Raw genomic sequence first — 21,869 nt, 5'->3', positions numbered from 1 at the left:
CTATTATCCATAACATTCATAAATGCATAGAGAACAGCATATTAAAAGAACTTTCCGGTGATTCATTCTGATGATTCTATGAGCTGCTATCCTGGGAGCAATGAATTGGCTGCTTTCTGTGCTATCTTGCCTCGAACTTATGAGATAGATTTTTTCAGATAAGCATGCTTGACGCAATCAATGATACTGCCTGGACCATTCTTTCACCTTCATCATTCCCTTCAAAAATTGTAAAGAGGCCTAGAATCCGAAGGCCTCTTTCATTATCTCAAAGATCCGGGTATTGTCTATCACGCCTTTGCTGACCTTTTCCGCACCAGGGCCCGAGGCCATGATGGGAACATCCACTGCTGTATGGGTGGCCTCCTCCATCTCCGTTATGAAATCGTATCTGGGTCCCTGGGTCTTTGTAGTCCCAGAAGCAAACAGGGGATTGATGCCTCCTGCCTCATACACATCCAGATTCTCCGGCTGCAAGACCAGCCCACCGCATTCGTGATCTGCAGTTACAATCACCAGTGTCTCATTTTTCAATGAGGCAAAATCCGTTGCGACCTTCACTGCCTCATCAAAGGCCAAGGTGTCGGCGATGTTCTTGCTGATGTTCCTCTCATGCCCTGCATGATCGATCCTTCCTCCTTCAACCATAAGGAAGAAGCCCTTGGGATTACGGGAGAGAATGGAGATTGCCTTGCGGGTCATTTCAGCGAGGCTTGGATCCCTCTCCACTCCCGAAAGCCTCTCCAGATCGTACTGCATATGAGAGCTATCGAATAGGCCCAAAAGCCTCTCTGTGGTGTTGGAATCTACCTTCTGGAAGCTCGATCCATTATAGACCAGAGCATAACCCTGCGACTCGAATTCATTGAGAAGGTCTCTCTCGTCGCCTCTCTTTCCATAATTGCCCAGGGGATCAGTGTCATTCTCTCCTGTGAAGTACTGCAGACCTCCTCCCAAAATCACCTCAACGCCGCTGGCCAAAAGCTGATCTGCTATCTCGCTCTCATTATCCCTGTTATCCACATGAGCGTAGAAGGCGGCTGGCGTGGCATGAGTTATCCTGGTGGTGGTGATAAGCCCGGTGGAGAGGCCACTATCTTCAGCCATCTCCAGAATGGTGGTCAGGTTCTCTCCATCTCTCTTTCCCTGGATGGCGGCGGAATTTTGGCTGATAACACCATTGTTCGTCTTTTCACCGGTTGCCATAGCCGAAGATGCAGGAGCAGAATCGGTTACCAGTGAGTTCGCGCTGGATGTCTTGACCATCCCTGTCTGCTCCATTCCGTCCATGAAAAGCTCGACTGAGCCATACTGGGTGACATTTCCTCCTGCCTTATCGATCCTGGCCAGCGTCAATTGGGGAAATCCCATTCCGTCGCCGATAAGGAGAATTACATTCTTTGCCGAAGTCTCATGCGTTGCATTATCTGCCATACCCAATTGAATTGAGCTGCAGATTATGGCAATAGCTAAGAAGAGCTTTGCCGGAGATGATCTGGTATTCATTTCGTTACCTCCTGTGAGGATTACCATCTGAATATATGATTTTAATCAAAATAGAATATACATATTGCATGATACAGTTTATCTAATTATTCAAAAAATAGAGGTATATAGATTACTTTTCCCACTGAAATCCTTTTTATGACATCAATGTGCAGCTTTGAGATGCCAGAGGTTACTGGAAATGGATAGCTTATCTCGCAAAGGCGGCTTTGAGCCCGGGTATTCCACCCTGGAAGATTGGATCTTGGCCCAGACGATCCCATTCTCTCTCGATTCAACCGAATTGAACGATGCCATAGATAGGGCTATGGCCAGAATAGGGGACACAGTGAGGCTCCTGGGCTTTGGAGAGGCTCTTCATGGGAAGAGCGACATCCTCCTCTTGCGCAACCGGCTTTTCATTCGCCTGGTGGAGAATCACGGCTTTGTGGCCATAGCCATTGAGAGCAGCTTTCCCCGCGGGCGGCTGGTGGACCAGTATATCGCCGGCCTGGGCCCGGATTCATTCGATGATATCCTGGAGTTGGGCTTCAGCCACGGCTTTGGCCGCCTTGATGCCAATCGAGAGTTGGTGGAGTGGATGAGAGAGTACAATTCGGATCCGTCTCATGTCCACAAGCTCCATTTCTACGGCTTTGACAGCCCCACGGAGATGTTGGCCAGCGACAGTCCAAAGCAGCTGATATACTTCGTCCTGGACTTCCTCGGCACAATCGACCCGGTTCAAGGAGAGGAGCATCGCCAGAGGATCGAACCCTTCCTGGGCCAGGAATCCGATTGGGATAATCCGGATTCTCTGATCGATCCGGCAAAATCCATTGGCCGCTCTCCCAATGCGATCGCGCTGCGCGCGGAAGTGGAGGACCTCTATGAGGAGCTGCTCGTTCGCCGCCCCGAGCTGGTGGCCGGAAGCGATCCAGCTCGCTATCAGGAGGCAGTGCATTATGCAGCCCTTGCCCGGCAACAGCTTAGCTATCATGCCGAGCTTGCCGGAAACTCACTCGACCGAACAAGCAGGCTCCTTGGCATTCGTGATGCCATGATGGCGGAAAACCTGGCGTATATAACGTCCCGGGAGGGCAGCCAGAGGGGAAGGGTGATGGCCTTCGCTCACAACCGTCATCTGCAACGGGGTCGGGCTGAATGGCAATACACAGATGACCTTTATTCCTGGTGGCCGGCAGGCTCTCACCTGGATCAGATCATGGGTTCGGGCTATGCGGTCATAGGAACCGCAGTGGGCGTATCAAGCTCCAATGGCATAGGCAAGCCTGAGGAGAGCACCCTGGAGGCACGACTGACTGCTGCACCTGGTCCGGCACGGCTCATCCCCACCTGCAAAGGCCAGGGGCTTCCTGCAGATGAGATCGCCTCTCTTCCGCGCCGATCCGGAAGCGCAAAGAATCCCACCTACTTTCCCCTGGGGCCAGAGAGCTTCACCGACTTCGACTGGCTGGCGGTTCTAGACTCGACGGCATGAGCGTTTGCGCCGGGAAGGATAAAAAATTGGACAATGCTGGCAGTTAAACGATCCCTTCAGCTCCTGTCGGCAGCCACCACAGAGTTCTTGAGAACGCCTATCCCCTCGATCTCGACCTCCACCAGATCGCCCCGATGCAGCTGTCCCACTCCCGGCGGCGTTCCAGTGGCTATCACATCTCCCGGCTGCAGAGTCATGATGCCGCTTATGAACTCGATGAGCCTGGGAACGCCGAATATCAGGTCCGAGGTATTGGACTTTTGCACGGTCTCGCCGTTCACCCGGGTCTCGATGTCAACGCCAGAGGGATCAATCGACGCAATCCATGGGCCGAAGGGAGCAAAGGTATCAAAGCTCTTGGCCCGGGTCCATTGAGTATCTCTTTGCTGCAGATCGCGAGCAGTAACATCGTTAAAGCAGGTGTATCCCAGGATATGACCTTCCGCCTCATCTGCCGGGATATTCCTGCCCCTCTTTCCTATCACCACCGCTAGCTCCCCTTCATAGTCCACCTGCCGGCTGGAGGGAGGATATATGATCTCGCCCCCAGGGCTCAACGCGGCAGTAGGGGGCTTGAGAAAGATGATGGGCTCCTCGGGCAGCTTCATCTTTAATTCCCGGGCGTGCTCCACATAGTTCAGGCCCACGCAGATTATCTTTGATGGCTGACAGGGTATGAGCAGCTCTGCATCCTCCAGGGGAATTACCTCTCCTCCCGATACTATTCCATGCTCAATGCTGTACGAGCCGCCCCGGACGAGGCCGTCCTTCTTGAATCTGACAATCATCTCTTTCATCCCCTTTCTTCATCGCCTTTCTTTACCCCTATGATTTTCATCCCCTGCAGGGCCCCTTGACACCTGTCGGTCCGCGGCGGTACCGGCCAAACTCGCTCTCTAGAAGGCGATCAGCCCTGATCACCGGCCCTTCCACGCAGACTCTCAGCCCATCCGGATCCAGGCAGCATGATCCGCATATGCCCTCAGCGCATTTGAAGTAGCGATTGATGCAGGCCTGAGTTTTTTTGGCATGCTCTCGTGACCGGGAGATTACATCCCACATCATCAGCTCCGGGCCGCATAGATAGATCTGGTCGTAATCATCAAGGTCCAGAGCCTCAAGGCCCGCGGCCACCCGGCCCCGGATCCCGCTCGAGCCATCGTCAGTGGTGACGATCGTTTTGCCCAGCCTCTGGAACCTCTTCAGGAATATCATATCGCTACAGCAGCGATAGCCGATCAGCGATGTGACCTCCATGCCCGCATTCATAGCCTGCTCGCCCAGGAAGGCCAAAGGCGCAGTTCCCACCCCGCCTCCGATGATCAGAATCCTTTCTCCCAGAAGAGTAAAACCTTTGCCAAGAGGTCCACGCAGCCCAATGCTCCTTCCCTCGCCCAGGGAATTGAGGGCCTCGGAGGCCTCACCCACCGATTGCACGGTGATGGTATCAGGTCCAGAGAAGCTCATGGGAACCTCATCCAGTCCGCGAATCCAGACCATGGCATACTGTCCGGGATGAGGATCCAGGCTCCTGTCCAGCCGTAGGGTCTTGATCAGAGGGGTTTCGGATTGGACTTCCATTATAATGGTGTCGATAGGTCTCATGAGCACCTCCCAGCCATGCCGCACAGCTCATCTAGTGTTATTGATTTCCTCTCCAGGTATGCTGACAGGCCGGATGCGATCTCCTCGAATATGCCATAGCCCTGCAAAAGGGCGGTCCCCACCTGAATAGCAGAGGCTCCTGCCATGATCATCTCCACCGCATCCTCCCAGGAGGATATTCCGCCCACCCCGATCACCGGGATCTCCAGACGGGAGGCAAGATCGTACACCGCACGAACGGCCACCGGCTTTATAGCCCGTCCGGATAGGCCTCCGAAGCGGTTGCCCAGAATGGGATAGCCGGTCTCAATATCTATAGCCATGGCCTTCAGAGTGTTGATGGCCACCACGGCATCAGCTCCTCCCCTTTGGGCGGCGAGCCCCAGCTCTAGGATGTCGGCGGTGTTGGGGGTTAGCTTCACCCAGACTGGAACGCTTGAGGCTGCCTTCACTGCCCCGGTCACCGATTCTACCAGATCGGGATAACGTCCCAGCTCGCTGCCGTACTTCTCGGCATGAGGGCAGGATAAATTAAGCTCCAAAGCATCAGCATCTAGGTTTCGAGAGATCTGAGCAAACTCCTCTGCGCTGGATGCGAAGATACTGGCGATGACAGGTACCCCCCCTTTTCTGGCAGCATCGATCTCGGCCTGAAAATCCTTATAAGAGGGATTGGGAAGGCCCATGGCATTGATGAGACCACAATCCACATGAACGATGCAGGGACCGGGATGGCCCGCTCTTGGCACAGAGCCAATGGATTTGGTGACGACCCCTCCTGCACCCGCTCGTGATGCGCGGCAGAGGGATGCGCCTGTAGTGCCCAGGATGCCTGCGGCGAGAAGGACCGGATTTTTCAGGTCGAGGCCGCCAGCATGGACAGAAAGCGATGGCATAGTGGGAGATGGTAGAAAAAGGATAAAAGCATTGGGATAGGCAATACTGCAAAGATGGCAGTACTTATATGATGATTACCGTATGATTGTTATCCCAAAATGAGAATTTAGGCCGATGTCGGAGTGGGGAGCGAATCCTGATATTCGGCCAGAGTGCTATGGACCTGATCTATCGCTTTCATCAGGTTCATTCCCTTCTCAGTCGTCTTATAGACCACGTGTGGTCCTTGGCTGGAGACTATCAGGTCGTTCTTAATGAGAAGCTGCAAATAGGGATCAGCCGTTCTGAAGTTAAGGTTTGCCTGATATACCACTTTTGTCTTGCGTGCTCCTTTTATGCAAATTCTAAGAATCTCTGAGATGATCTCATTTCTATTTCGTTTCATCATCTTCCTCCACTCTGGTCCTAATCTCTTGCCTGTATTATAGACGATTATGTCTAATCAGAAAAAAAACTGTACTGAATTAGCTGCAATTAAAATCCTTATCATCTATCCTTAGCGTTTATTCGTGTTATAGATAATTGCTTAATGCATGCTGAGTTCAGATTTTGCGACAAAGAATTTAGCTATTGTTCCACTATTTGGATCCATCTCCCATTCTTAAGGCGTAATCGGTCCCGAATTCGGGTTGATAAGATACCTTGGGTATGCTTTTTAACTCCTTGCAGCGGAAGAATTGATATACCCTGACGTTTTCTCTCATGACACCGTGTAGCATTAGCAGCATCATACGAGCAAGATCAAATTCACCAGGGTATGAAAATGAATTACTGGCAACCGAAATTGGAGTTAATGGAAAGAAGTGAGCTGGAAGAGCTGCAGCTCAAGCGGCTCAAGAGCATCGCAGAGAAGGTCTACAATAGCGTTCCATTTTACCGCAATAAATTCAAGGAGGCAGGTGTTTCTCCAGATGATATAAAAAGCCTCAATGACCTGTCAAAGCTTCCAACCACTCGCAAGCAAAATCTCAGGGAGAACTACCCCTTTGGCCTTTTCGCTGTTCCTCTGGACGAGGTTGTGCGGGTTCATGCCTCTTCCGGAACGACGGGAAAGCCCACCGTGGTCGGCTACACCGCCAGAGACATTGAGACCTGGTCAGACCTCATGGCCAGAGACTTTGTGATGGCGGGGGTAAGAAAGGGAGACATATTCCAGAATGCGGTGAATTACGGATTCTTCACCGGAGGGCTTGGAGTTCACTATGGCATCGAGCGGATGGGTGCCATGGCTGTTCCTTCCGGTGTGGGAAATACTAATCGCCAGCTGGAGATCATGATGGATTTCGGGGTGACCGTCCTGCACTGCACGCCCTCTTATGCCCTCTACCTGGCAGAGACCGCCAAGGCCAATGGAGTGGTGGATAAACTCAAGCTGAGGATCGGCTGCTTTGGAGCTGAACCCTGGTCGGACGAGGCACGCAAAGAACTGGAGGAGGCCCTGAACATCAAAGCCTACGACTCTTACGGTCTCTCTGAGATGATGGGTCCGGGCGTAGCTTTCGAGTGTCAGGAGCAGAACGGTCTGCATATCTGGGAGGACCATTTCTTGATTGAGATCCTGGATAATAACGAGCAGCCATGTGCGCCTGGTGAGCCCGGCGAGCTGGTGGTTACCTCCCTGACCAAGGAGGCTATGCCTCTGATAAGATACCATACTGGCGATGTGACCTATATTATGGAAGAGAAATGCTCCTGTGGTCGCACCAGCAGAAAGCTGCATAGATTCCTGGGAAGAGCCGATGATATGCTCATTGTGCGGGGCATCAATGTCTTCCCCAGCCAGATCGAGGATGTCTTAGTGAGCATTCCAGAGATTGGAAACTACTTCCAGGTGGTCGTGGACAGAAAGAAGCACGGTCTGGATGAGATCAGCATTCAGGTTGAGCTGAAGGACGAGGCATTTACCGGTGAGTTGGCTGACTTGGCCCGGATCCGGAAGATCACTGAGGATAAGCTGAAATCGGTCTTGAATGTGCGGAGCAGGATAGAACTGGTGGAGAAAGGGTCGATTCCAAGAACGGCTGGTAAGTCAAAGAAGGTCGTGGACCTGCGAGACGTCTACGCCAAGGATGAGAGGGCAAAGGGAAAGAGCTGAAAGTATAGCTCTAAATCGCCTTCCTCACATTTTCTCCATTTTTTTCAATATTTTAAATACATATCGCAGGAGGGAAGAGTTATATAGTCTATAATTCTTAATAGTTATATACATCATCTCAATGCGCCTGTAATGCACCTGATGTATATTGTGATGACATATGCGGCACCGGCATGTTCCCTGATATGGATCGTTAGGCTGCGGCTTTAACGGCAAAAACCAATCTCCGGTTCCGAAATATGGCTAGAGGAGTAGAAGGACATGATTGAATTTGCAGAAAAAGGGAAATCCGATTCGAAGAATGGCCAAAGCGAATTCTTTGAGCATACCTGCGGTGCTGAAGATCAGAGAGATTGCATTATGATGAAGCACATCATCATGGCCGAGGTTCGCAAATCCAATGTACCTTCTTGGGTCTCAGATGAGTTGGAGAAAAAGTTCGAATGTCTCGGCTGCTGGAATTCTCTGGGTGGGAAGCCGAAGATTGAGCTTTTGCATCGTTCGCATGGACGATAGATCATTCTCAATTTCAGGATGAGGCCTGAAATTGGCAGAGCATTGCTGGTATAAGAATCCATGTGATCGAATGATTCCTTATGATTTCTAAAACTCCGGATTTCCTGCACAAGTGGCTAAATCCGTTATCGTTAAAGATAGCTTTTCTGCAAAATTCAGATTTGTGGCAATCCTCCCTGGAAAGATTTATATTCAAAGGCACATAATATGCGATTTAATGATGCGATTGACTGCCATGATCTCGGGCAAGGTGCAGCGGGTTGGCTATCGCGCAAAGGTAGTATCTGCCGCTCAAAACCTGGGGCTGACAGGTTTTGTCCAGAACCGTCCGGATGGTCACGTCCTGCTGATTGCCGAGGGCAGCAGGGAAAACCTGGAGAAGCTCGCATCAGCTATAAAGATAAAGGATCTCCTCATAGATGTGCATGAAATTGAATCTGAGTTCTCAGAAGCTTCGGGTGCTTATCCAACCTTCCGAAAAATGACTGGGCCGGATGAGGTGGGTGAACGCCTTGATGATGGTATAGAGATTCTGAAAGAGCTCGTCGTAGGGGTCAGAGTAATCGCATCAAACACGGAAAAGCTTCTTTCGATAACAGGCAACGGCTTTGCCGAGTTGAATGGAAAGATGGACCAAATGCTAGACAAGCAAGACCAAATGCTAGACAAGCAAGACCAAATGCTAGACAAGCAGGACTCCACTATTGGAGAAATACAAAAATTGAGGTCTGACATGAAGTGTCATCTGGATCGGAGATTCGATCGCATCGAAGGCTATCTAAATGTACAAAAAGAAGAAAGCTTGCCATAAGTGAGAGTGGGCTCGCATGGCCCATTGTATTCCCCATCTTTTTCATAAGGCCTTCTGGAATTTGGCTCCTCGCTGTTTCATGTGGGTAAATTGAATTTGAGTTTCCCTGTCCTGATATAAATAATAGTAATGAAATTTTTTGTTGATCTGAAACCTCTGGCGCTATCCTTTGCAGCCTGAATCAGACTATTTGTTCCTTCCAGGATACCATTATCGATTTTTGTTTTAATATAATTAGTCACGCCATTCCAGTGATTCTTTATCATTTTAGCGCATTCGATCACAGGATCGAGTCTGCTATGCGTAGCCCAATAATACCAGCGTTTGAGGTAGTCCTCGGCGGATTTCCGATATTCATAGCTCCAAAAGTCGCGAAGGGCTAATTTAATATTATAAGCTCTCATCGTTTTTAATCGGATGCTTTTTAGTGGCGTTAGCATCTTATTCTGATTGGCTGTGAGGTTCTCGGGATTTTTGAGCCAGATATATCTTGTTCTTTTCAGCAAAGCATTGTGTGATTGTTCCTCACGTCTGACTTTATCAACAGCTTCATTCATCAATTTCATAACATGGAATTTATCAAACGTTATCGATGCATTAGGAAAACTATTCTCTATACCAGATATAAAAGCTGGCGACATATCGCAGCAGAAATTTTCAATATTTTCGCTAGATCCGTTATGCTGCTCTAGATCATCTTTAAACGATCCGATAGTTGAGGCATCTTTTCCTTCGCATACATGGATAACTCTCGACTCATCTAGATCTATAAATACTGAAACATATTTATGTCCTTTAGCTCTTGATGTCTCATCAACTCCGATTGATTTGACCATTGAAAAGTCCTCATTGGATCTAGCTTCTGCGACATAATGTTGCAGGACTCTCCATATCCGAGTATCATGTTCATCAATCATTTCAGCAATAGCAGTAACAGTCATGTATTGAGCCATAAGGACTATCAGAGAATCCATAAGCAAGGTGAAACCGCTACCTTTTCTTGCCCAGGGAACCTTTGACTGCTTCACTCCGCAGTCTTCACAGATCGTGCGAGGGACACGACAGTGGATATAGGTTTTAAACTGAAAGAAGTTCAAATGTCGCCAGGTTCTTTCGATAGTATCATGCACGCTGCAACCTGGATTGCCGCATTTCGCACAAGGAAATTTGCTGCCTGGTTCGAAGTCAACGTGTATATCAAGTTGCTTTCCTTCGGCACTGAAATCTATCGTCTTGATGTACCAAGGATCTTCAAGATTCAATGCTATCTTAAATAGGGCTTCCTGGGAGATTGACACGGCTAATTTTCTAGCATGAGTTGCTATAAAGACTTAACCAGCTACCCACAGAGAATAGCGAGGAGCCTGGAATTTCTAAAGGATCGCATCAACCCCAGAATCTCTTTGTCCTAGCATACTCCTTTTCCGCTTTGAGAATGTCCCTGTAAAACTCGATCTCGTCCTTCTGAAGCTTGCCTATCACCCTCGCTGCGGTCTCAGGTCCTAAACCCCGGCTGGCAAGGGCAATGGCTGCGGTCTTGCCATAGCTTAAGACCAGGTTTGCATTGCGAAAGACCCTCTTGGTCCTGCGCTTCTCATCAGAGGTCTTCTTATCCCGCTTTCGGACCACTTTGATCTCATCCTCCTCCCAGGGCTTGAGAGCAGCCACCATCCTGGAACCACAAAGAGGGCACTCAGGTCGGTCGGGCACCCGTTCGACCTGACGCATGGATTTCCATTTCTTGCAGTTCACGCAAAATAGCAGTACGCGGTCTTTCATAATCCTGTTTTTGAGGAGTTTGATCACTGCAGCATCCGCATTCTCCGGAGAGGTTACATCCTTTCCGCCTCCCCGGCCACTGGTCCCAATAGGCGAGAGGCTGCTGGTGGTCATGGCCATCGAGCCATCCCTGATCCTCACCAGAACCATCCTGGTCCGCTCGATATCCAGGCGATCGTGATAGATCTCCCGCAAGGCCTCTCGGTACATGGGGGTGCCCTCGAATACTGCCAGCAGCTTTGCCATGCTCACTCTCTGATAGTCAACATCCCTGGATAGGGCACCGAACTTGCGGGCCACATGGATCATCTTCCAGCGAAGGAGGGAGGTGTTCTTCAGGGTCATCTCCAGGATGGGCTGAACATAGTCCGGATCAAGATCCTCAATCAGCTTCTCGATCTCTTCCGCCAGCAACGCTTTAGGAAGGGTCAGCTCAATTCTGTAAGGATCGATCTGCAAGGCCACGCTGCTCCCAAAGCGAGCGGATAGGATGGAGGTTATAACCCTGCCCAGAGTATCATTTGTTTTATGGCCGAAGCAGCAGTTTATGATCGCTCCCTCCCCACCGCCTTCCACTACCACCAGAGATTCGTTTGGTACAGGATGATTCTTTTCCCTCTGTCTCATTATGAGATCAACCAGCTCTCTTGCCGCCTCATCTTCCACCGGGTAGCAGCTCTGGAGCCACTCTTCAGCATCTTCCGCTCCCTTGCCCGACTCGAACATCTCGCTGATCTCCCTCCGGATCCGGCCCACCTCCTGGGCCACATCAAAGGGGACGGGAATCTCCTCTCCTGTCCAGCTGGGAATCTCTCCGCTTCGCTGAATGGGAACCACCTTAATCTCCTCCTCAGCAATCTCGGTTATCTCCCAGATTTCTCCCTTGGTCACGAATGTGGCGCCGGGCTGGGCGAAGCCAACCACAAATGCTTCATCCAGGGTTCCCACCGATCTGCGTCCCACTATGTCGTAGACATTGTACCTCTTCTCATCCGGGATCATGGAGAGGTTCTCGATATAGTACTCCCGTGCCTTGCGAGTCCTCTGCAGGATGCCTCCCTCTCGCCGGACCAGTCTGTGCTCCTCCATCTGAGAGACTACTCCCTCCAGCTCCTCCACCGTCAGGTCCCGGAAAGGATAAGCTCTGGAGACGATCTGATGGACTCTCTGGAGGCTTATATCGCCAAAATCGATCTCCAGTCCCACTATCTGATTGGCCAGGACATCCGTCGGCTTCTCATGGATCTTGATCTCCTCCAGCTTCGAGTCTGCCGCCCTCCTAGCGATGGCGCAGGCCTCAGCCACATCGTCGGCACAGGTTGCGATTATGCTTCCAGATGAGACGAGACCTATCTTATGTCCGGCACGACCAACCCTCTGCAGCATCCGGGAGACCTCTCGGGGAGAGCTGTACTGGATGACATGATCCACATCGCCAATATCGATTCCCAGTTCCATAGAGGAAGTACAGATGAGGCCCTGCAGCTCTCCCGCTTTAAAGGCCTCCTCTGCCTCCACCCTCGCCTCCCTCGATAGGCTGCCATGATGAACTCCAATGGGCTCACCAAGCTGTCTGAACCTTGAGCCCAGAACCTCGGCCGCCTGTCTGGTGTTGACGAAGATGAGGCATTTCTTATCTCTCACCTCATCTCGGATCCAGCGGATCTGAGCAGCCAAACGGGGGTCGCACTCCAATGTGCTGGCCAGGGAATAGTCCCCGCCTTTGGGCTGAGGGCTGACCACCTGGTAGTTGCTTGCCCTTTCCACATCTGCACAGACGATCCTGTATCCTCTATTTGTTCCAACGAGCAGTCTGGCTACGGTTTCCGGAGATCCGACGGTGGCAGAGAGGCCGATGCGCTGAAAATCTCCGGCGATCTCAACAAGCCTTTCCAGGAGAACAGAGAGCTGAGAGCCGCGTTTGGAGGAAGCCATCTCATGAACCTCATCCACCACTACCGTCCTGACGGTGGAGAGATTAAGGCGCAGCCTCTTTCCGGTGAGCATGACCTGCAGAGTCTCGGGGGTGGTGATCAAGATGTCAGGTGGACTCAATGATTGCCTCCTTCTATCGCTCTGGCTGGTGTCGCCATGGCGAACCGCCACTGAGATCCCCAGGCTTTCGCCCCAGTCATGAAAGCGGCGAAGCATGTCTCTGTTCAGGGCGCGCAGGGGTGTGATGTATACCGCTCTTATTCCTTTTATGCCGTTGGAATCCATACCTCCAGATTCCATAGCGCTGGATTGCATTCCGTCAGAATCCATCGTCCTGCTTGCTTTTTTCTTCTCCCGGCCATGCTTTGGAGTATTGTTGCTCTTTCCTTCGCCGGATAATATCTGGTGAAAGATGGGCAAGCTTGCAGCTTCTGTCTTGCCTGTACCTGTGGGGGCGATGAGGAGAACGTTCTCTCCTTCTAGAATTGTTGGTATCGCCTTCTCCTGAGGGAGCGTCGGCTCGATTATGCCCTGCTCTTGCAGTATTGCTCTGATCCTATGATGAAGATGATCGAAGGCGCTCACAGTCGGTTATTCACAGAATCGGATATGAATACTTTGCGGCAAATTCGGAAGAATGCTACGTCGATGAACGATTAAAGCGTATCTATCTCTCACTAGCTGCAGGGAAGCCAATCTGGTCCTGAAAATCCATAGGAATCGTTGCTGCTCAGATGTATGAACCTCTCAATGTTGAGGACGCCGATCAAGTCCTCCTGCACCAGTCCATAAACCGCATGGCGGCCATAGGGACCTGATTTTACATCTTTGGACTGCCAGGCGATATGAGCCTTGCCGATAAGAGAGGATGCAATCCTGGCCTCTAGAGTAGCATTGCCTCTGCTGCTATCATCCTTGATGCCGGATGGATGAAAAGACCTGCTATTGATCTCCGTCTCCTTTTCCAGATGGTCGAATTCGGAGTATGACTCAGTAACGCTAGCGCCTGCATCATAGTTCTTGACGCAGAGGTAGTCTGAGGTGTTCATCTGGGTCATAGCCTGATAAAATGAGGCGGGCATGCCTGAAACTGCAAGGCCTGCCAGCAGAAAAGCAATGGACAATGAGATCAGGCTCATAAATACCGGCCTCGTGAATATTGGCCTTGTGAATATCTGACTCATAATCCAAATCATCCTCTCGATTGAAGGACAATCTTCTATTTAAGGTACATGCGTGCATCTAAAAAAGACAAAATCGTAATGCCTGCTATGCTTCAGTCACCTAAAATAAAAATGGGGTTATCGTCTCTCAGAGCGGTATGAATCCATACTCTGTGGCGACATCCCGTCCCTTGGAGCCCAGCATGAAGTCAATGAAGGACTGCGCGCCAGCAGTTGCCTCATCGTAGGTATAGAAGTATAGCTCGCGAGCCAGCTCATAGCTTCCGTCCTTGATGGTCTCTTCTGTTGGTAGAATCCCATCCAGGCTGATGGTCCCTACTGAGTCGTCCTGAACATAGGAGTATCCCAAGTATCCAATGGCCTGATCGCTCCCGGTCAGAGCGGTTTTTATCTCTGCATTGCTGCCAGCAACTGTGCTCACGCCCGGAGTCTCAGCGGACTTATCGCCCATGATCTCCTCATTGAAGGTATCCCTGGTTCCAGAGCCTTGCTCTCTGCCGATGACCAGTATCTCCTCATCCGGACCATCGAGCTCCTCCCAATTGTCGATCTCGCCTGCATAAATCTCTTCGACCTGTTCCTTGCTCAGGGAGGTCACGCCCGCATCATATATCTCCCGGCTGACGGCGATAACTATCCCATCATAGCCGATGAGGTTCTCCTGGAACTTGTCTCCGAACTTCTCCCGCTCCTCATCAGTGACCTCTCGAGAGGCCATGGCTATCTCGGAGTTGCCCTCGGCGATGTTTTTCATCCCCACACCTGTGCCGCCTCCAGTGACAGTAACCCTGTAATCAGACTGCTCAGCGTTAAAGACCTCTGCCCCGCCTTCTGCAAGAGGCAGTACAGTTGTTGATCCTGCAACACGAACATCTTCCATAGCCACAACCATAGTAGTGCCGATTGCACATACGATCAAGGCTATCAATAGAGCACCAAATAGCTTTCTCATCAATTCACCGGCGGAAGCTTTGCATGGATAATATGTAAACCTATCCAACATAAAATATAGTATTACCCTTACCAAAGTTATCGAAACATAAACTATATAGATTTCAAATACACGCTAGATTTTACCTAAACGCTGATATTTTCTCTTTTCGAAAGCATCTAGTTCAACAAACCATTGGCTACCGCTTTTCCGAGGTCCGTGCATCTCTCCAGGTCCTCTTTAGTGGGAAGTTGGACCGCCGTTGTTCCCGGCTCTATCACCGACATGCCAAAAGATTTCATCCGATCGATTAGGATAGGCACCCCCTCACCACTCCATCCGTATGAGCCAAAGGCCACTCCCACCTTCCCCTTCAGGTCGAGCTTCTCCAGCTGGGCCAGGAATGGGTCCATGGTCTTGATAAGCTTGCTGTTATAGGTTGAGCCGCCAAGAACCACTGCATCGGCGTCCAAGACGTCGTCAGGCTTCGCCTGAAATACGTTTTTCAATAGTACATCCACACCCTCAACGCTCTTCGCTCCATTGGCAATAGCCTCTGCCATCCTCTTCGTCTTTCCAGACTGGCTGGCATAAATAATGGCAATCTTTGGCATTATAATCCCCGCAGGTTGATCATTACATATTTTATAACTAGTTAATGGTTGATGGGAATTATAAAAGAAACTGTACTTTCCAAGTTTCTCCCTTGTTTATAATTTTTAATTTATCATATTATTCATATCTTCATTCCAAGGCTCTTGAGTATATAAAGCAATCCTCCATCAGGTACAGGCAAATTAAAATATGTCATGACAAATTCAAATGTTTCTCCAACAGCTTGCATTTTTACTCTATCGACCATGTCGCCCATCGTTCTTGATTTTGAGCCATCTTTAGGTGGCGGATTATCTATTTCCCATAAGAGAATTGCAGTCCATACTGAAAAAACCATTTGAATAAATCTTTCAATTGAGTGTTTATCTCTTAATTGGTAATCTTTAAATCCTAATTTTTGATTTGCCTCTCTATGAGCTGTTTCTATATCCCATCTGTCCTCGTAAATTGAGAGTATTTCTTTCAATGAAAGCGATCCATTAGTGCTGATTATATATTTTGTCGTGCTATCTTTTTTTCTCTTGGAGATAACAAGCTTAACTTCGCCTACCTTGTCTATGATTACCTTCTTTTCAAATGCATAATAGGTCTTCTTTTTTCCACGAACGCTAACTGTTGTCTTAATAAAAAATTTATCTTCAATTTGATTCGCTAGATCTCTGACTTGGAAATACATATCCTTATTTATTCCGACTTTCTTATCAGACTTGATTTGGCATACGATATTATGCCCTAGCTTAAGGCACTTGCTAAATAGATCAGAAGAAAACCACCAGCTATCGAAAACGATATAAAGATCGATGCTTTTTGGTACAACTAATGGTTTGATGATCTCTTCAAAGGCAATCTCCATTTTTGTTTTAAAATTCTCATTTTCGTCATCATTCTTAATATACATCTTAGCTTTATGTGGAATAAATAGTCCTTTTGATTGGACAACAGAGGTAACGAAATTGTTACCCCAAATATAGGCTTCTTTACTATGATCGTAAAATTTGCCCACACCATCTGTTTGATTTCCTTCTTTCTCATTGTATGTATCATCAATTATTAATAATAGTTTATCGTTCTCTTTCAAACATAAACTATCGATGAAAAGATCCACCTTGCGTTGTGCAACTTCATTTTCATCCCAATTCGCATCGCTAAAGAACCAATTGTATGAAGAACGTGATTTTTTCCCTTTGCTACAATCTGCCATAGTATCACAAAGGTTAGAAACGGTCTTGGATTTATCACATACGCTCAACGCGCCACACAGATCTCGAAATGATCTGTAACTCGGTTTTGTGAAGAGATCCCTAAACTTATCTAAAAACGGCTCCAATTGCAACGGTACCTTTACTATTTTGATCATTCTACTCCCGAAGAAGGGATTCGGATCCAAGTATAAAAGCTTTAATTTTCTATAGGAAATTTATGGTTTGAGTTAACAGGAGAATATTATAAATCTATTAAAAAGTTGGAAAGTACAGAAAAGAAATAGAGACTGAAAAGGATCTTAAATATTAAATTAATTTATATTTTAAAAAATAGAGGACGGTGGCAAATCTCATATATCATCCCTGAAGATAGACGGGATATGTCTCCAGTAGCCTCGCGGCTGCATAAGCAGGGAAGACATCCGATATCCTGCTGCCATACAATTCAGAGAGCAGAATGCACTCCATGCCCAGCGTATTGGCCGCCTCGGCAATCAACCATTCTCCAATTCCCGCTGCTGCCACCCTTTCCAGGCCTTGCCTTTCTGCCTGCCTCTCCATGGCCGCAACAAGAGCTTTCTTCTGCTCTGTGCAGGCCTGCTCCGCTATGGCCAAAGCTCCGCATTCCCCTATCTCCTCCAGGTCGGCACAGACGGAGCGCGCCAGCCGGCGGAGGGAAGAATGTCGGCCCTTGTCTTTTCCGTCTGCAGTATCGCAGGCATACCGATCCAGATCTATATGGCCCAAAACAAGACGAGCATCAGCGATGATGGCGAAAAGCTCTGGGGCAAGCGGCACATAATGGCCTCTGATCCTGGCCACGGGCAGAATGCAGGCAAGACCGGTGCGCAGGAGGCCCATATAGACCAGCTCTCCTCTGGCCAGGCGGAGGAAATCGGTCTTCGCTGCCAGGGGCCTAGCCCTAATGGGAATCAGGTCTGTGGTGGTGCTGCCCATGTCCACAAAGAGGCAATCACCTATCTCGCGAGCAAGAAGCGCAGCCGAAGCGGACCAGTTGGCTGCGGCGACATGCAGAATATCGGTCGTGTTGATCATATCAATTATACCGGTCGAGTTAGTCGGATTTATGATGTCGTTTCGGGCAAATCCATCATGGCCCCAGAAATAGACCGGACAGGAGAAGGCACGGCATGCCACGGCCATGATGCTTTCCACTCCCTCCCTTTTGGAGGAGAAGCAGTCTGCCAGCTCGCCAGTGATGACCACAGCTACTGCCTCCGGCTTCTGCTCGGCATTGATCCTCTTTAAGACCTTCTCCAGGGGCGAGTTCTTCCAGAGGGGAAGATAAACGCTTTTGGCATACTTGCTGTCCGCACTCGCCGCTTTGGTGTTCGCCCCCCCAATATCCAGACCCAGGATCATCTACGCTCAAACCTCATTCGAACCATAAAAGCTTTAGGTCGGGAGGTGATTTAGCCCTCTAACTTTTGGAGATCATGATCATGGCTGCTAAGGAGAAGATTGCAGAGCCCACTTACCTGGAATGTGGTTTCGGAGAGCTGGAGTATAAGGTCATAAAATCGGATGTATGCTGTCGCTGTGGCACATGCGAGGCCCTCTGCCCCAGGATTGAGCATGTGGAGGACAAGCCAGAGCTGGTGATGTACGATCCCCACTGCGGCCTGTGCTTCACCTACTGTCCCAGAAACATCCTGGATATGGGCCAGATGGAGTCCAAGCTCTTGGGGAGGACTCGTAATCCCGAGGAAAAGCTGGGCATATACAAGAAGGCCATATCCGCTCAGGCTGTCTCCCGCGAGGGTTTAGCCCAGGATGGCGGCGTGGCCACTGCTCTGCTTGTTTTTGCGCTGGAGTCGGGGATGATCGATTGTGCCATCGTCACCGACAAGGATGATGAGTGGAGGACGGTATCTCGGGTTGTTACCACCGCCGATGAGATCAGGGCTGCCGCTGGCACCAAGTACACCATAAACAATAGCGTAAATTCATTGGCTGAAGCCCTAAACATGGGATTCGAAAAGATCGGATTTGTAGGAACTCCCTGCCAGATCCAGGGCCTCAGAAAGGTTCAGCTGCTGGAAGAGCCCTATCAGATCGGCCAGGAGAAGATCGCTCTGCTCGTTGGCCTGTTCTGTATGGAGAACTTCGACTACGATCTGCTCATGAACGGCCTGGTGAAGGGCAGGTTCGGCCTGGATCCCAAGAATGTGGCCCGGTTTGAGATCAAGAAGGGTATGTTCAGGGTGATAGATAAACAGGGCAAGGTCGATGAGGTGAAGCTGGAGGAGACGGACCAGTATAACTTCAAGGGATGCGGTCCATGCTTCGACTTTGCCAGCGAACTGGCGGACATCTCCGTGGGCAGCGTGGGATCGGGTGATGGCTGGTCGACCGTTCTCACCCGCACGGACAAGGGAGAGAAGCTCTACTCTGATGCCCTTGCTGCAGGTGTCCTGCAGGAGAAGGCTGTCTCGGAGAAGGGGCTGGCTCTTGCTGGCAAGCTCGCCGGGAATAAGGCAGCCCGGTTTGAGGCCAAGTCCGTCGAGATGAATGTCAAGAACATCTCTCGCTGAGCGGGAACTCTGACCTGATATGCTCTCTGTCGGGCTGGCTGGAAAGCCGAATTCTGGCAAATCCACCTTTTTCAAGGCTGCGACCCTGGTAGAGGTGGATATAGCCAACTATCCCTTTACCACGATCGACGCCAACCATGGCGTCTCTTATGTGCGCGTCCCCTGCCCCTGCAAGGATCTGGGGATTGAGAAGGGTTGCGGAAGATGCAAGGACGGGGTGCGGTTCATCGCCATCGAGCTGATCGACGTTGCCGGCCTGGTGCCGGACGCTCACCTGGGCAAGGGCCTTGGGAACGAATTTTTGGATGCCCTGCGAGTGGCGGAGGCGGTGATTCATGTGCTCGATGCTTCGGGCGGCACAGATGCCGAAGGAAACCCGGTAGGTACGGGCAACTACGATCCGGTCTCCGACGTAAAATTCCTGGAATACGAGATCAGCATGTGGCTTAACGGCATCCTAAATCGCAACTGGGAAAAATTGATGAGGAACTTCCGGGCATTGGGCGGCAAGCCGGATCAGGTCTTAATCGAGCAGATGGCGGGAGCGGGAGTTTCTGACAGCCAGATTCGCCGCGCTCTGACCGAGATGAAAAAGGACCTGGGAAGCTGGAATGCAGAGGATGTGAAGATGTTCGCCATTCTCTTGCGCAGGTACAGCAAGCCCATGATCCTGGCAGCCAATAAGATGGATGTTGCCCCCCCGGAGAACGTGAAAAAGCTTCTGGCTCTGAAAGAGGAGGTGGTGATACCGGTCAGTGGAGCAGCGGAGATCGCTCTTCGTATGGCAGAGAAGGCGGGACTGATCAGCTACCGGCCAGGGGACCCAGACTTCCAGATCAAAGGCGATCTCAATCCTGCCCAGAAGACGGGGCTGGAGAAGATCAGAGCTTTAATGAAGCAATACGGCGGAACCGGGGTGCAGGAGTGCATTAACCGAGCGATCTTCGAGCTTTTGGACTACATCGTCCTCTATCCGGTGGAGGATGAGAACAAGTTCACCGACCGCAAAGGAGTGATACTGCCTGACGCCTTCCTGATGAAGCGGGGGAGCACCGCCCGGGACCTTGCCTTCCGGGTGCATTCGGATATAGGCGAGAGCTTCCTATTTGCCATCGATGCCCGGACCAAGATGCGCCTCGGGGAAAAACACGAGCTTAAGGACGGGGACGTGATAAAGATCGTCTCGACGAAGTGAGAGGGGCAGGCGGTCTATCAAGCGCTCTTTCTTTTTAAAAAGAAGAGTAGAAAATGCTTATATATCAATAACCTATATTTCTAACTAGTCCAATTATTTTCGATATAGACACGATTTGCAGTAAAGGAGGCAGGAATTCATGTCTAAAGGGAATCTCGTTCCTTGGTGGTTGATTCTGCTGCAAGGACTGGCTGCACTCATTATCGGAATCTATTTGATCCTTTATCCGATAATGACCACGATATATCTGGTTCAGGTCTTGGGATGGTACTGGATTTTCGTCGGCCTATTAACCCTGGCCACAATCCTCATGGACAAGACTGACTGGATGTGGAGAGCTCTGAGCGGCATCCTGGGAATCATTGCGGGAATGGTGGTCATAGGCCATCCATACTGGAGTGCCATATTAGTGCCAGAGACGCTTGTTATTGTGGTGGGAATACTGGCTATTTGTTTCGGAGCGCTGAGCCTATTCTGGGCAATGAGGGAAGGATGGGGTGCAGCCATCATGGGAGCCTTGAGCATGATATTTGGGCTGCTGATCATCGGCTCTCCATTTGTTGGTATCGCCATTTTGATCTATCTCTTAGCAGTGCTGGCAATTGTGGGAGGCATGGCCACCATCTACCTGGCTTTCCAGCTGCGTTAAAAATTGAACGATTGTTTAGCAATCGAGGGGCTCGATCGGCTGGCCGGGCATGATTGCTTGGCCAGTATATTGCCCCTTATTTTTTTCTATAACAAATCAGTATCCAAGGCTTTCGTCTATCAATAGAAGCGTGACCCTGCCAGGCTGGGACTCATTGGCAAGGATGACGCATTTTCCAATCTTGCTCGGAACGCCATATACATTCCGGGAGCGAAGATCCTCCAAGGGGAAGGTGTACTCTCTTATGCGGCGCAGAGCGTCATCCAATGAGGGGACGATCTTATTCGTTCCCGCTACCAGCAGCAGGTTCCCGGCGCCGTAGGGCCACGCGCCTACTCTGCTTCCGGTGGCATCACAGCCCACTAGCTCCCCGGTCATGGCTATGGCATTCACTCCGGACAGGAAATAATCGGAGGTAACGGTCTTTCGCCTGATCTTGGCTCTTTTCTGAGCATCGTTCTCCCCGGTCACCATCAGCTTCATATCCTTCCATTCGTGCTCGCCGCTATCCATAAGCTCCTGAAAACCAATCTCGATGAGGGTGGTCGAGGAACCATTCATAACCTCCGAGCCGGGAGGAATCAACTCTTTGATCTTGGCCAAAGCCTGATTGCCATCTGGCAATCTCACCACTCTCACGCCTCTCTTTTCGATGGCTTTTATGGTTGATGCGATGGACTCTTCACTGGGTATTTGGCTCCATTTCTCTTTATCAAGATCAAGCTCAGGTAGTAGGTTAATTGCGCTATATTTGCTTGGGTATACCATCTCTATCTCCCCCGAATAATTGATCGCCTCGCCGTTATGGATGAATAAAATTTTTCCGATTTAGATGCAGGATAGAGGGAATTATAGTCCTGCAATAGATAAAGTATTCCCCAGCAGTTTATGAATATCTTTTCGAGATTGGCATG

Annotated in this window: 20 protein-coding genes; 7 read left to right on the top strand and 13 right to left on the bottom strand. The window is 50.0% G+C overall.

Features of this window, described 5'->3' with window-relative positions; translation table 11 throughout:
* Positions 1–240: 240 nt before the first annotated feature.
* Positions 241–1,506, bottom strand: a complete 1,266-nt coding sequence (locus MCON_RS09945) for an alkaline phosphatase (protein ID WP_013719845.1) — start codon at positions 1,504–1,506, stop codon at positions 241–243.
* A 181-nt stretch (positions 1,507–1,687) separates the two neighbouring features.
* Here MCON_RS09945 and MCON_RS09940 point away from each other — a divergent pair, with 181 nt between their 5' ends.
* Complete coding sequence (locus tag MCON_RS09940) at positions 1,688–2,986, top strand: erythromycin esterase family protein (RefSeq protein ID WP_013719844.1); 1,299 nt, start codon at positions 1,688–1,690, stop codon at positions 2,984–2,986.
* 56 nt (positions 2,987–3,042) lie between these two features.
* On the opposite strand, the gene MCON_RS09935 is transcribed toward MCON_RS09940, so the two are convergent.
* The 4 genes from MCON_RS09935 to MCON_RS09920 form a co-directional block, all read right to left on the bottom strand.
* Positions 3,043–3,774: a fumarylacetoacetate hydrolase family protein gene (locus MCON_RS09935; protein ID WP_013719843.1), complete on the bottom strand. Its 732-nt coding sequence runs from the start codon at positions 3,772–3,774 to the stop codon at positions 3,043–3,045.
* A gap of 46 nt (positions 3,775–3,820) precedes the next feature.
* Positions 3,821–4,591 carry a dihydroorotate dehydrogenase electron transfer subunit gene (locus tag MCON_RS09930; RefSeq protein WP_013719842.1) on the bottom strand — a complete coding sequence of 257 codons (771 nt, stop codon included), beginning with the start codon at positions 4,589–4,591 and terminating at the stop codon, positions 3,821–3,823.
* Entirely contained in the window at positions 4,588–5,487 is a 900-nt protein-coding gene (locus MCON_RS09925; RefSeq protein WP_013719841.1) for a dihydroorotate dehydrogenase, read from the bottom strand. Before MCON_RS09925 ends, MCON_RS09930 begins: the two co-directional genes overlap by 4 nt.
* Before the next feature lie 107 nt (positions 5,488–5,594).
* The gene (locus MCON_RS09920) at positions 5,595–5,873 is read right to left on the bottom strand and encodes a winged helix-turn-helix domain-containing protein (protein WP_013719840.1); all 279 of its coding nucleotides are present in this window, start codon (positions 5,871–5,873) and stop codon (positions 5,595–5,597) included.
* A 378-nt stretch (positions 5,874–6,251) separates the two neighbouring features.
* Between MCON_RS09920 and MCON_RS09915 the strand changes: the two genes are divergently transcribed.
* The 3 genes from MCON_RS09915 (at position 6,252) to MCON_RS09905 (ending at position 8,910) form a co-directional block, all read left to right on the top strand.
* Entirely contained in the window at positions 6,252–7,583 is a 1,332-nt protein-coding gene (locus MCON_RS09915) for a phenylacetate--CoA ligase family protein (RefSeq protein WP_013719839.1), read from the top strand.
* A 261-nt stretch (positions 7,584–7,844) separates the two neighbouring features.
* Positions 7,845–8,099, top strand: coding sequence for a hypothetical protein (locus MCON_RS09910; RefSeq protein ID WP_013719838.1), 255 nt, complete (start codon positions 7,845–7,847; stop codon positions 8,097–8,099).
* A 217-nt stretch (positions 8,100–8,316) separates the two neighbouring features.
* Positions 8,317–8,910, top strand: coding sequence for an acylphosphatase (locus tag MCON_RS09905; protein WP_048132313.1), 594 nt, complete (start codon positions 8,317–8,319; stop codon positions 8,908–8,910).
* A 77-nt stretch (positions 8,911–8,987) separates the two neighbouring features.
* Here MCON_RS09905 and MCON_RS09900 read toward each other — a convergent pair whose 3' ends face one another.
* The 7 genes from MCON_RS09900 to MCON_RS09870 form a co-directional block, all read right to left on the bottom strand.
* Positions 8,988–10,208, bottom strand: a complete 1,221-nt coding sequence (locus tag MCON_RS09900) for an ISL3 family transposase (RefSeq protein ID WP_013718150.1) — start codon at positions 10,206–10,208, stop codon at positions 8,988–8,990.
* A gap of 88 nt (positions 10,209–10,296) precedes the next feature.
* Positions 10,297–13,209, bottom strand: a complete 2,913-nt coding sequence (locus MCON_RS09895) for a DEAD/DEAH box helicase (protein WP_013719836.1) — start codon at positions 13,207–13,209, stop codon at positions 10,297–10,299.
* Between the two features lie 92 nt (positions 13,210–13,301).
* Complete coding sequence (locus tag MCON_RS09890) at positions 13,302–13,763, bottom strand: hypothetical protein (protein ID WP_013719835.1); 462 nt, start codon at positions 13,761–13,763, stop codon at positions 13,302–13,304.
* Between the two features lie 172 nt (positions 13,764–13,935).
* On the bottom strand, positions 13,936–14,760 hold the full coding sequence (locus MCON_RS09885; protein WP_013719834.1) for a phosphate ABC transporter substrate-binding protein: 825 nt from the start codon (positions 14,758–14,760) through the stop codon (positions 13,936–13,938).
* Positions 14,761–14,918: 158 nt separating this feature from the next.
* Entirely contained in the window at positions 14,919–15,353 is a 435-nt protein-coding gene (locus MCON_RS09880) for a flavodoxin domain-containing protein (RefSeq protein ID WP_013719833.1), read from the bottom strand.
* A 122-nt stretch (positions 15,354–15,475) separates the two neighbouring features.
* Entirely contained in the window at positions 15,476–16,711 is a 1,236-nt protein-coding gene (locus MCON_RS09875) for an IS701-like element ISMco3 family transposase (RefSeq protein WP_013718495.1), read from the bottom strand.
* A gap of 202 nt (positions 16,712–16,913) precedes the next feature.
* A complete protein-coding gene (locus MCON_RS09870) occupies positions 16,914–17,939 on the bottom strand; it encodes a hydantoinase/oxoprolinase family protein (protein ID WP_013719832.1) in 1,026 nt (341 codons plus the stop codon).
* Positions 17,940–18,019: 80 nt separating this feature from the next.
* Between MCON_RS09870 and MCON_RS09865 the strand changes: the two genes are divergently transcribed.
* From MCON_RS09865 to MCON_RS09855, 3 genes are all read left to right on the top strand, one after another.
* Positions 18,020–19,111, top strand: coding sequence for a Coenzyme F420 hydrogenase/dehydrogenase, beta subunit C-terminal domain (locus MCON_RS09865; RefSeq protein WP_052297611.1), 1,092 nt, complete (start codon positions 18,020–18,022; stop codon positions 19,109–19,111).
* 19 nt (positions 19,112–19,130) lie between these two features.
* Positions 19,131–20,306 (top strand): redox-regulated ATPase YchF, encoded by a 1,176-nt coding sequence (locus MCON_RS09860; protein WP_013719830.1) that lies wholly within the window; start codon positions 19,131–19,133, stop codon positions 20,304–20,306.
* A gap of 139 nt (positions 20,307–20,445) precedes the next feature.
* Entirely contained in the window at positions 20,446–20,955 is a 510-nt protein-coding gene (locus MCON_RS09855; protein WP_013719829.1) for an HdeD family acid-resistance protein, read from the top strand.
* Between the two features lie 96 nt (positions 20,956–21,051).
* On the opposite strand, the gene MCON_RS09850 is transcribed toward MCON_RS09855, so the two are convergent.
* The gene (locus MCON_RS09850; RefSeq protein ID WP_013719828.1) at positions 21,052–21,723 is read right to left on the bottom strand and encodes a lactate utilization protein; all 672 of its coding nucleotides are present in this window, start codon (positions 21,721–21,723) and stop codon (positions 21,052–21,054) included.
* Between the last annotated feature and the right edge of the window lie 146 nt (positions 21,724–21,869).

It is taken from the genome of Methanothrix soehngenii GP6 (assembly GCF_000204415.1).
In the GTDB taxonomy this organism is placed as follows: domain Archaea; phylum Halobacteriota; class Methanosarcinia; order Methanotrichales; family Methanotrichaceae; genus Methanothrix; species Methanothrix soehngenii.
The sequence above is the reverse complement of the archived record's forward strand: the minus strand, read 5'-3'. Positions and strand labels throughout refer to the sequence as shown.